Annotated in this window: 8 protein-coding genes and 1 tRNA gene; 2 read left to right on the forward strand and 7 right to left on the reverse strand. The window is 45.6% G+C overall.

What is annotated here, in order from left to right; translation table 11 throughout:
- Positions 1-219 precede the first annotated feature (219 nt).
- The 6 genes from IM485_RS15295 to IM485_RS15320 form a co-directional block, all read right to left on the reverse strand.
- Positions 220-1,437 carry an ATP phosphoribosyltransferase regulatory subunit gene (locus tag IM485_RS15295; RefSeq protein ID WP_287744154.1) on the reverse strand — a complete coding sequence of 406 codons (1,218 nt, stop codon included), beginning with the start codon at positions 1,435-1,437 and terminating at the stop codon, positions 220-222.
- 38 nt (positions 1,438-1,475) lie between these two features.
- On the reverse strand, positions 1,476-2,414 hold the full coding sequence (locus tag IM485_RS15300; protein WP_287744157.1) for a J domain-containing protein: 939 nt from the start codon (positions 2,412-2,414) through the stop codon (positions 1,476-1,478).
- Between the two features lie 53 nt (positions 2,415-2,467).
- Positions 2,468-3,289: an inositol monophosphatase family protein gene (locus IM485_RS15305; RefSeq protein ID WP_104395239.1), complete on the reverse strand. Its 822-nt coding sequence runs from the start codon at positions 3,287-3,289 to the stop codon at positions 2,468-2,470.
- A gap of 14 nt (positions 3,290-3,303) precedes the next feature.
- Complete coding sequence (locus tag IM485_RS15310) at positions 3,304-3,672, reverse strand: 2Fe-2S iron-sulfur cluster-binding protein (protein ID WP_104395238.1); 369 nt, start codon at positions 3,670-3,672, stop codon at positions 3,304-3,306.
- 167 nt (positions 3,673-3,839) lie between these two features.
- Positions 3,840-6,113 (reverse strand): hypothetical protein, encoded by a 2,274-nt coding sequence (locus tag IM485_RS15315; RefSeq protein ID WP_104395237.1) that lies wholly within the window; start codon positions 6,111-6,113, stop codon positions 3,840-3,842.
- Positions 6,110-7,051 carry a homogentisate phytyltransferase gene (locus IM485_RS15320; protein WP_104395236.1) on the reverse strand — a complete coding sequence of 314 codons (942 nt, stop codon included), beginning with the start codon at positions 7,049-7,051 and terminating at the stop codon, positions 6,110-6,112. The genes IM485_RS15315 and IM485_RS15320 overlap by 4 nt, the downstream gene beginning before the upstream one ends.
- Positions 7,052-7,298: 247 nt before the next feature.
- Here IM485_RS15320 and IM485_RS15325 point away from each other — a divergent pair.
- A tRNA-Ser gene (locus IM485_RS15325) sits at positions 7,299-7,385 on the forward strand.
- A gap of 145 nt (positions 7,386-7,530) precedes the next feature.
- Here IM485_RS15325 and IM485_RS15330 read toward each other — a convergent pair.
- Positions 7,531-8,193, reverse strand: a complete 663-nt coding sequence (locus IM485_RS15330; protein WP_287744162.1) for a class I SAM-dependent methyltransferase — start codon at positions 8,191-8,193, stop codon at positions 7,531-7,533.
- Positions 8,194-8,298: 105 nt separating this feature from the next.
- On the opposite strand from IM485_RS15330, the gene IM485_RS15335 reads away from it, so the two are divergent.
- A complete protein-coding gene (locus tag IM485_RS15335) occupies positions 8,299-11,412 on the forward strand; it encodes a hybrid sensor histidine kinase/response regulator (protein WP_287744165.1) in 3,114 nt (1,037 codons plus the stop codon).
- Positions 11,413-11,658 lie beyond the last annotated feature (246 nt).

Consider the following 11,658-nt stretch of genomic DNA (forward strand, 5'->3'; position numbering starts at 1 on the left):
TCTCGCGAAACAGGTGCAAGATTTTGAGAGAATCGTGCTTCAAAACCTTGCGTCTTCATCGGCCCGCGTCCTGTAGGGGCGAAGCATTCGGATAAAAAATCTACGGTTTCACCGATAGGTTATTGCCCGAATGCTTCGCCCCTACTTTTTGCCGCAAACCCTAGATAGAGTCCTATAGCAGCGGGCAGAAGGTAGTATGTTCGCTGCTTTTGCCCCCTTTTAGAGAGATTCTTCGATCACGGAACCATCTTCCTGCACCCAGGCGAGATTTTTAATCATTCGATCGCGGGCATAGGTGCGAATTTGTGCCTCGCTGCGACCACCTAAATCGATCGCCACTCTCAGATTCGGATCACTGGTGCGAAGGGAGCGAGCTTTACTAAAAGTCGCTATCTGGGCGTTATTACCCAAAGGGATAAGCAACCAGTCGAGGGGGGGAGCTTGAGTGGGTAAAGTCTGCCCTGATAATAAACTTTCGTGCAGTTCTTCGATATTCAGGGAAAAACCGATACCAGGAGCCGATTGCCCTTGGGGATGAAAAACGCCCAATAATTGATCATAGCGTCCGCCCTGGCCTAAAATACTGAGATTTTGCTGGTGATCACTAACCGCTTTAAAAACGATGCCGGTGTAGTAATCAAAGGTTTGAATCAGACTTAAATCGAGAATTAGGGGGAAGGGTTCAGAGCGATCGGCATTAAGCAGCTCTACTAGGGATTTAAGGTTATTAACGGCTTTTTGGGCTGATTCTTCCTGGGCTAATACGGCCACTTGTGCGAGGACATCCTCAGGATTACCGCGCAGATGAAATAATTGTCGGGCTTGCTGCCGGAGGATTTCGTTAGGATAGGGAAGATTTTCGAGGCTAACGTAGTCGAGGAGGGCTAAACAGCGTTTCACCTGTTCGCGTAAGGGATCTGGAAAGGGAGAAAGTAGCGAACGAGTCAAACCCGCTTCTCCTAAAATAATCTGCCAGTTAGGGACGGCCAAACTATCGAAACAGTCGGCCAGGAGCAGTAAAATCTCGGCATCAGCTAGTAAACCGCCAGAAAAGAGCAGTTCTACCCCCGCTTGATAGAATTCCACTTGACGACCGTGATAACCGGCGCTAGGGCGACGAAAAACGTTGGCCCGATAACAGAGACGTTGGGGATAGGACTCCCCACTCATGCGGGTGACGGCACTACGCGCAATGGAAGCGGTTAATTCAGGGCGTAATCCCGATAGTCCTTGACTATCCCCGTGCAGTTGGATCACGGTGCTGGGATCGATCGTACCGCCTGCGGTGAGGGTATCGAGCCATTCAATGGTGGAGGTGACGATCCTTTGATAGCCCCAACGCTGAAAGACAGACTGAAGGCGATCGTTAATCCAGCCTTTTTGGGTAACTTCTAGGGGTAATAAATCCCTTGTCCCCGCCGGGGGTTGATGAATCATGGGAGTTTGCTAATCAAAATCGGTGGCACTGGTCAGTCCTATTTCTTTTTACCACCAAATCGAGACCAAAAACCGCCCTTGCGCTCTCCTTCATCTTTTTGTTCTTTCTGGTCTTGCATTTCAATATTAGAATTAACTACTTTATCTAGTTCCCGTTTGCACTTAATCACCGTCGCATCTTGGGGGCTGGTTTTCCAGGCCCGGTTGATATGAACCCGGGCCATGGACAGTTGATTTTGTCGCAGGTAGGCTAAACCGATCAGGGCGTGACAGATGCCATTATCCGGTTCTTGCCGCAGGGCATCGCGCAATTCTCGCAAAGCTTGGGCGGGGTTATTTTCGTCAAGAGAGGCTTGGGCGCGGCGAATATAGGCTTCTAGGGGCGATTCCTTGCTTTTAGTCTGGGCTGCTGTGGTGACAGCCGCGACCACTAACTCGGACTGGTTAGTATTGCCCTGGGAGATAAAGACTTTCGGGGTGGTTTTCCTGTTGCCCCGACCTTCGGTTAAGATCAGATAAACGAGATTGAGTTCACTGAGTTGGGCGATTTTCTGATAGGTATTTTCCAGAGCAGTATATTGATCGATCGCCAAAGATTGCAGGATTTTTTGATAGGCTAATTCGTAGTTAGCGCTAGATTGGGCTAGTTTTTTGGCTGGTTCGCTACTGATGGTGATTTTACTCAAATCTCTCCCCATTGCCTTGCCCATTTGTGCTAAAACAAGGCGAAATTCTTCGCGAGATAGATCGTGGCTCAGATGTTCGTAGGCGGGGTTAACTAATTTTGAAAGTAACTGATTAGCCCGTTTCTTTTCATCGGTGGTGTAAGTGCGACAGGTATCAGGATGGATTTTATAGGCGATTTTTAAGTAACGCTCACGAATCTCCTCCTGTTCGGCATCGATCGAGACTCCTAAAATAGCGAAGTGATCGATTAAATCATATTGAAATAATCCCTGGGAAATTGGAAAAATCATAGAGAGTATCCTAACTTTAATCAAAATGATAATCGCAATAAATATTAAAAGAATTAAAACTGAAAGCTCCAAGAAGCCGCTTTTTGCAGAGCTTGGCTTAAGGGGGTGTGAATCTGTCCGTTAGTAGCCAGGATTCGCCCCGTTTCTATCAAAAAAGGACTCTCATCGTAGGCGGTAATTTTACCCCCAGCTTCTTCGATCAGAATAACTCCTGCGGCCAGATCCCAGGGATTAATTCCTCGTTCCCAATAACCATCTAAGCGCCCACAGGCCACATCGGTTAAGTCTTTGGCAGCGGAACCGCTGCGGCGTACCCCTTGGGTCAGATGGGTGAGATAACAGAATTCGGCATAATTATTATCGGGGGTTTGACAGCGATCGTAGGCAAAACCCGTCACCAGTAAACTTTTTTCTAGTTCACTGGTCCGGGAGACATGGATGGGACGACGGTTCAGGGTAGCCCCCAAACCCTGGGCTGCTCGAAATAGTTCCTTTCTAAAGGGGTTATAGATGACTCCCACTGCTGCTTTCCCTGCGATCAGTAGTCCGATGGAGACGACGGATACGGGATAACCGTGGGCATAGTTGGTGGTTCCGTCGAGAGGATCGATCGCCCAGAGATAGTCGCTATCGGTCCCTGGCAGTTTTCCCGACTCTTCCGCTAAAATCCCGTGTTTGGGAAAGTGACGGCCAATAATTTTGAGAATTTCTGTTTCTGCTCGACGATCTATTTCTGTCACTAAATCGCCCGATCGCCCTTTTTCTTCTATTGTCTCGATTTTGCCCCAATTATCGAGGATAATTGTTCCCGCTGCTAGAGCGGCTTCGCTGGCAATGTCTAAGTATTTTTCTAATTGGCTGCTGGTATCTAGCACGATTAATCCCTAATCTATTCCTCATCTAAGGGTAAACCAAAACGCACTTTCCCACGAGCAAAAAAGCGACCGAATTGCAGTTCATAGACTTCATCTTCGTCCTGGGTGGCTACTTCCAGATCGCCACGAGCATAACTGACACAAAGTAAAGCATAACCTCTGGCTTTTAATTCCGGCGATAGTCCGATCGCTTCTGGTTGATGGATATCTCCCGATAATACCCTGACCGCGCAGCTGGTACAAGCTCCATTGCGACAGGAAAAGGGTAATTGATAGCCCTGTTTTTCCAGACTGTGAAGTATATAGTTATCCTCGGGAACGGTGGTGGTAATTTTTTCGCCCGTCTGACGATTGTTAACGGTGATTTGATAATATTTAGTCATAGTTTAGTTAGGCGGAAATTAAAGCTGTAATTCTAGATAGTTCTAAGATTTAGGGGCTATTTTGATCAGCTATCTTGATTATAGCATCAATAATTGCTCAAATAGTCATCATCTTAACAAATATTTCTTGATAACTATTGACTTTTTTTGGGGTTGATTGCCAATTTTTATGGCTCTTTAAAATTCATCTCTTTTAATCTAACTGCACCGTCGATAATTGAGATTTCCTGAGAGCCAATTTGCACGATCGCATCTAATCCCTTACCGATAATTTTAACTGCTGGGGGACGACCTTTCTGCACGGTCATCACCAGAAAAAACTCCTCGCTACCCGTGGCTAAAATGCGCTCACCTGTATTAGTTTTCTCGACTTTTAAAGTCACGGGAGTGATAAAAGTTCCCTGCATATTTGCCCCATTTTGAGTGATAGTAAAACTATTTTTTCCGAGAGTGACATTTCCCTGGGTATTCATCACCCAAGTTTTATTAATAAATTCTGGTTCATCGACTTTACCTAATAATTTATCTATCAAGACGAATAATCCGGGGGAACTGGAGGATAGACTGTAATCGACAGCGAAAGAGCGAACTAGAGCGACTCCTGCGGGTTCACCCTGAGGGGAGCCGAAGGGTGGATTAGCCCCTTTAACCATGATTTTATCAGTTTTTAACGTAATTACTCCCGAACCATCGGGACTAGATTGAAAAGATATCGGTTTTGCCTGTCGCCAAGGCGGGGTTTTCGGGAAAGTAACCGTATTTTCTGAGTTCCAGTCGCCTTCTGACCCCTCAAAACTCGCCCAATGTCCTCCTAATCCCCAAATTCTCACACTAGCGACATCGGGAAAAGACCATCCCCCTACAAAAGGTTGCTGTTTGAGATAGATACTAGCGACAAAATCCTCTTCATTTTGCCAGCGATTACGAAAAGCATAAAATCCCTTTTGTTGATCAACTAAAACCTGGGAAAGTTGGCGATCAGGATTTTCGGGAGTAAGATTAGATGGATAACCCGCGAGGAGAAAAGGGGCAATATGAGGATAATGGGGGTGAAAAAGTTGTTTTTCTTGACCTTGCAATCGCCATTTTAGTGCTGGTAGCAATGATTTATCGGTAATTCCCAATCCGATAGTTAATAAAGATACTCCTAAAAAAGTCTGATGTCTGCCGTAAGCAGGAATCAATAATTGACCATTTTTAGGGACAATTCTGGTTAAATAATGGGGTATCAATTGGGCCGCCGAGGAACCGGTTACTAAGTCTAATCCGAGACTATTTCGATACCCTTGCAAAAAAGGAAAAACACCGATAACCATCGGTTCGGTGGTGTATAAATCTCCTTCCGTGCCAAATCCTCGATCGCCGATAGCTGTGGTAAAATAGCGTTCTAGGTGACGTTTCGCCATTTCCACCTGTGCAGAGGGATAATAGAGAGGATCGGGCGGTAAATCTTCCTTGAGAATCGCTAAACTGGCTAATCCTGCCGCACCTCTGGCCCGCGCATTCCAGTTACTAAATGCGTCTCCATTCCATCCATTTTTGGGTGAATCACCTTTGAGAAGTTTTTTACTTTCACTAGATAACCAGCGAGTAATTTCCCGTTGGCGCTTTTCTCCCCAAAGATCATAACAAAGATCGTAGGCGAGAGCGACTCCGGCGACAATTGACGATTGTTCTAAGAGTCTTTTGCCTGGATTTTTACGGGTTTTTTCGATAATTTCCCAGGCGGTTTCTGCTGATTTTTTATCTTGATTTAAAATTGCTAAAAAACAATGACCTGTGGCATGATAACCCCCATTAGGAACATAACCATCGTAATAAATTTTTTCCTGTAAACTGTTGTTTAATTGAGCGATAATAGTTTGACCGATGGGAGTTTTCGCTTTTTCTCTGAGATTAGTTAATTCTGACTTGCGAAAGATTAAACGGGGATGTTCTCTCGCTTGTAGGGGTTGATGATTAGGGACAGGATTAGGCCATAAAGGGGAAATTGTGCCATTAACTTTGTTTTGTAGTCTTCTTCCCCCTAAAGTGCCTTGATAACTGCCGATAAGTTGGTCTTGGTGGGGGACAATTTCGATATTATAGATAGCTTCCCTGACTTCCGCTTGCCAAGGGTGAGTTTGAACGTTCATTTTCACCTGTAATCGCCAAGCATTGTCTAATTTAATCGCTTTTACCGTACCTTGGTGATCTACTTCTTTATTGAATTTCGGTGCGTATCCCCACACCGACGGCTGACAAACAGCGCGATCACAGCTTAAATCTAGGGTAAGATTTTGATAAACGGGTTTATCTTGCCACAGTTTCCAAACGCCATTTTTCAGGGTTAAATGAAGGTTGCCGGTTAATAATTGCGGATCTATGGTTTCTTGACTAGGTGCGCTTGTACCACCTAGCAAAAGTAAGGGAATGGCCGCTAAAAAAGGAGATATTTTCATATTAAACAAGCAAGGGGAAATATAAGGTATTCCAGGAAGAATAATTTCCAAATAAATTGGTAGAATCGGCTGATTTCGCTTTTATCTTCTAAATTTACTCCGCGACTACGCCACCAAAGAAGAAGAAGTAGGAGCAGATGGGCGACAATAGCCAGAGAAGAATTAATTCCGTTTATCCCCAAGAGACCGACGGCAATCATCCCAGCATAACATAGGGAAATTGTCAAGAGGGAAATTGTTAAGATTTTTTCTGGGCCGAGAAGCAGGGTAAAAGTGGTAATTTGGTAAATGCGATCGCCTTCTAGGTCAGGAACATCCTTGAAAATAGCGATCGCAACGGTGAAAACAAGAACAAAAGCTGTTAAAACCCAGACTGAGGGATAGATAGACTGATTTTGATTAATAACTGTGTTGTAGTGGCGAAAAAGACCTAAATTAACGATGACACCCCGGACGGTAAAAATACAGAAGGCGGCCCAGAGGGGAAAGCGTTTTAAACGCACTGGTGGCAAGGAATAGGCAGTACCGATGAGTAAACTAATCCCCACGGTGATTAACAGCCAAAAACCACCGATAAAAGCTAGTATAATTGCTAAAATACCGCTAAAACCCACGATTAACCCGCCTGTCAACCGAGAAAATTCGCCCTTGGCGAGGGGAAGATGAGGTTTATTGATTTTATCGATGTCGATGTCTTCCAACTGATTTAAACCGACGATATAGACATTACCCGCAAGACAAGCGACCCAAGTGAGCAATAAAACCGACCAATGGCTAAAAAAATCGCTAATATTGCCTAAAGCAATTAAATACAGACTTAAAACACTGAAAGAAGTGCCGATAATCGTATGGGGACGAGAAAATTTCCAGAGACTCCCTAACCGGTCAAGAAAGTTAGGCCGGGGATGGTTAACTGGAAGAAAAGGAGCTTGATTCATCGGACCTCTTGCTAAAAATCAAAAATTGTCGTGGTTGGTGAGGGGTCGGTCGTCAGTAGTCGGTAGTCAGGAGAATTGGGAATGAATAATAATCAATTAAATGGTCTATTTACCGATTTTATGCCACTTAATCCTTATTTTTGACGTTTTTAAACCCTCAAAAATCAATTATGCCAGAGGTCTATCAAAAAAAATCAATCCTAGGACAAGTAATCTGTTAAAATGATAATCCAGACTCAAACCCTGTGGAGAGGTGGCAGAGTGGTTGAATGCGGCAGACTCGAAATCTGCTTTAGGGTCACACCTAACGTGGGTTCAAATCCCACCCTCTCCGTTGAACTGATAACTTAGTGCTGTCGTTAACGGTCTTAAGAGATATAGCGTTACTGTGGGTGGTTTCCGACTGGTGACTAGATTTAGACAACAAAAATCGACCCTGATTGTGAAGAGCAAAAGCTTTTCTAATCTCCTTAACTTCTTCACTTTTTCATGGCCAGGGTCAAACCATCACCAATAGGAATAATACTGATATTGACCCGTTCATCCTGCTGAATTTTGGCATTAAGTGAACGGATAATTTTGGTGCGATTATCGGTGCTATCGGCCGCCGCTACCCGTCCTGACCAAAAAACATTATCGATAGCGATAATTCCGCCGCTTCTGACCAATTGTAACGCCCGTTCGTAGTAGCGATCATAATTACTTTTATCGGCATCGATAAAGACAAAATCAAAACTATTACTTTCTCCGCCAGCGATTAATTGGTCTAAAGTCCCCAGGGCCGGGGCAATTCTTAAATCGATTTTATCAGCGACACCGGCCCGCTGCCAATAACGGCGGGCTACACTGGTATATTCTTCGCTCAGATCACAGGCGATCAGCTTGCCTTCTGGGGGTAAAGCTAAGGCCACCACTAGCGCACTATAACCAGTAAAAACCCCTATTTCTAGGGTTTTTTTCGCCCCGATCGCCTGTACCAAAAAAGCCATAAACTGACCTTGTTCGGGGGCAATCTGCATAACTGCCAGGGGTTGAGAGGCAGTTTCTTGACGTAATTGAGCTAAAATTGGGGGTTCTCGCAGACAGATAGATTGATAATAGGGATAAAATTGTCGATCGAGTCCAAGAGTTTGATTGGCCATAAAAAAATTCCTAGTGGATGGAGTTATCGGGTAAAATTCTCGGTAATCTGAAGTAAAGAGAGCGTATTGGTTGACCAAAAAGGAAGACTTGGCAGGAAGCAAATCATGATGAAACCGGACTCGGATCATTTCTTTAACGAAGATCTCGAACAGTTGTTAGAGAGTTTAGAAGACAAAGACACCGACGGTGACGAGACTCTAGACGAACTCAGCTTTTTATTTGAGCAGACTTCCCCGCCAGCGGCGAGGTATGGGGCTTCTCTTGACCAAACCCTGTCTTCCTTGCCCTTAGAACCGGAATTAGCAGAACTTTTTGGCGATAGCATCAATTGGGAAGAAGCCGCCACTAATGATCTTCATTCTACCCGTGGGACGGCTCCCAAGTCAGAACCAGAAGATTGGGATGATCTGGAATCGCTGCTGCTAGAAAATGCAGCAGTCCGGGATTCAGAAGCAATTATAACCATCAGCAACCCGAATTTTTACGACAGCCTCGAAGACTTAGAAGCTTTTCTGGAAAAACCCACTCCACCAGAACAATCGCCACTGCCGGACATCTTTGAATCCCTAGAGGTCATCCTCTGGGAATCCACAGCAGGGGAGCCGCTGGCCGCGGCGGAACCTGTCCAAGGGTTAGAATCACTGGAAATTGTCCCAGAAAGCTCCCCAGAGGATGAATTCAAGGATTTAGAAAAACTCCTCGAAGAAACCAATCAGGTGGTGGCAGCGACTCCGGCCCCCAGTGTCAGTCCACCGGTTGGGTTAAATAACCCGCGTCCCCTTGTTGGTAAAGCTTTTGAACAGACGACGCGGGTGCCGATCAAACAATTGGACAACCTCAGCAATCTGATCGGGGAACTGGTGGTTAAACGCAATCGCCTTGAACAGGAACAGGATCGCCTGCGTCTCTTTTTAGATAATTTGCTTAACCAAGTCCAAAATCTCAGCGATGTGGGCGGTCGGATGCAGGATCTCTATGAAAGAAGCCTCCTAGAAGGGGCTTTACTGGCTAGTCGCAATGCTGGTGGTGCCATCGGTTACGGTGGAGTTCAGGGAAAAAATCAGGGCAATTCGACTATGACTGGGGAACTAGATGCCCTAGAGATCGACCGTTTTACCGATTTCCACTTATTATCCCAAGAGATGATCGAATTGATCGTGCGAGTGCGAGAATCGGCCTCTGATATTCAATTTGTCGTCGATGAAACCGATCAGGTGACGCGCAGTCTGCGACAGGCTACCACTCAACTACAGGAAGGGATGACCAAATCGCGCATGGTTCCCTTTAGTCAAACTGCCGATCATCTACCCCGGGCAATTCACGATATTTCCCTGAAACTGCACAAACAAGCCAAATTAAAAGTGGAAGGGGGGGATGTTCTCATCGATCAGATGATCCTCGAAAATCTCAATAGTCCCATGATCCATCTGGTCAACAATGCGATCACCCACGGCATTGAATCACCCCAAGAACGCATGGCCAAAGGCAAACCTGTCCACGGTACGATCTGGGTCCGGGCATTCCTACAGGGCAATCAAACCGTGATCACCGTTAGTGATGATGGGGCTGGTATTGATGTTAATCTGGTTAAACTTAAGGCGATCGAAAAAGGCCTGATCAGCGATCGGGAAGCTCAAAACCTCAGTACCCAAGAAGTCTATGAAATTCTTTTTCATCCCGGTTTTAGTACCAAAGATCAGGCCGATGATTTTTCCGGCCGTGGGGTGGGTTTAGATGTGGTGCGGATCAGTTTAATCGATGTGCGCGGGACTGTGACTATTGACTCGGTACTGGGCAAAGGAAGCACTTTTACCCTCCGTTTACCCCTAACCCTGAGTATCTGTAAAGCCCTCTGTTGTGTTAGTAATCATGCTCGCATTGGTTTCTCTATGGACGGAGTGGAAGATATGAAGGATTTCCGGGCCCGGGATATCCAAATAGATGGGGAGGGACGGCCCTGCGTTTTCTGGCAAAACACTTTACTACCTTTCCAACCCCTGAGCGATTTGCTTTCCTACAATCGGCAACTTAGTCGCGGTAGTTTTTACACCGGCAAACAGGAGGAAGACTCTTTTTCGATCGTAATCCTGCGCGGTGGTAATAATCTCCTCGCGGTACAGGTGGATCAAGTGATTGGGGAACAGGAGATCGTGATCAAACAGATCGAAGGACCGATTCCGAAAACGGCTGGGATTGCTGGGGCGACGGTTTTAGGGGATGGTACGGTGATGCCCGTCGGCGATGTGTTAGAGTTAATCGACATCGCCAGGGGTCGTCTGCGTATCGATAACGGTGGTCTTTGGCACCAATCTGTACCGCCTGTAGATGTGGAAACTAGCCAAAAATCCGAGGCTATGGTTCTGATTGTCGATGATTCGATTACTGTTCGGGAATTGCTCTCTTTAAGCTTTAGTAAAGCTGGTTATCGTGTGGAACAGGCCCGGGATGGTCAAGAAGCTTGGGAAAAATTACGCGGTGGTTTGCCCTGTGATATCGTTTTCTGTGATATCGAGATGCCTCGCATGAATGGCCTGGAATTACTGTCTAATTTGCAAAAATCCCCCCGATTAGCGGCGATTCCCGTGGCTTTATTGACTTCCCGAGGCTCGGAACGTCATCGTCAGGTGGCGGCGAAATTAGGGGCTAGTGGTTATTTTACCAAGCCCTACACGGAAAGAGATTTAATCTCGGCAGCTGAAAGAATGATTGCAGGGGAAGTGTTACTAGCTAATAGTATTAAAGCCACTTCTAATCAGTCTTTATCCTCCGATACAACAATTATTGATAGTAATCCCGCTAATTTGTTGGCACAATCGAGTCCTCTCGTCTTGATTGTCGATGATTCGTTAATAGTGCGGGAAATGTTAATGATTTCTTTGGTTAAAGCTGGTTATCGCATTGAACAGGCCCGGGACGGTTTAGAAGCATGGGAAAAATTACAGGCCGGATTAGCTTGTGATCTGATTCTCTGCAATATCGAAATGCCTCGCCTCAATGGGTTAGAATTGCTCTCTCGTCTGCAAGAGGATGAACAACTTCAGGGGATACCAGTGGCGATGATTACCTCGGGCGGGACGCAAAAAATGCAGCATCTCGCTGCTGCTAAAGGAGCAAAAGGTTATTTTGTCAAGCCCTGGATTGAGGATGTTTTACTGTCAGCAGCCCAACGTTTAATCGCTGGTGAGGTATTAATCCAAAAAGAAAATTCCGTGGATTAGCTGAGGTTAAGTAGCTGGTTATATTAAATTAAAAATGGATTTTAGGTTCGATCCCCCCTTAGTCCCCCCTTAATAAGGGGGTTGCCGATCCCCCCTGCCCCCCTTAATAAGCTATCCCTTATAGGGATCTTTCTTAACAATTTTTGCAGTAAGCACTCCAACCCTTATCCTGACTTGATTTCAGTTTTTTCTTTGTCAGTAAGGGTGTCAACAAGGAATATTACAAATTGTTAACCGAGTCTTGAA

The organism is Microcystis sp. M169S2 (genome assembly GCF_020245865.1).
In the GTDB taxonomy this organism is placed as follows: Bacteria; Cyanobacteriota; Cyanobacteriia; order Cyanobacteriales; family Microcystaceae; genus Microcystis; species Microcystis ichthyoblabe_A.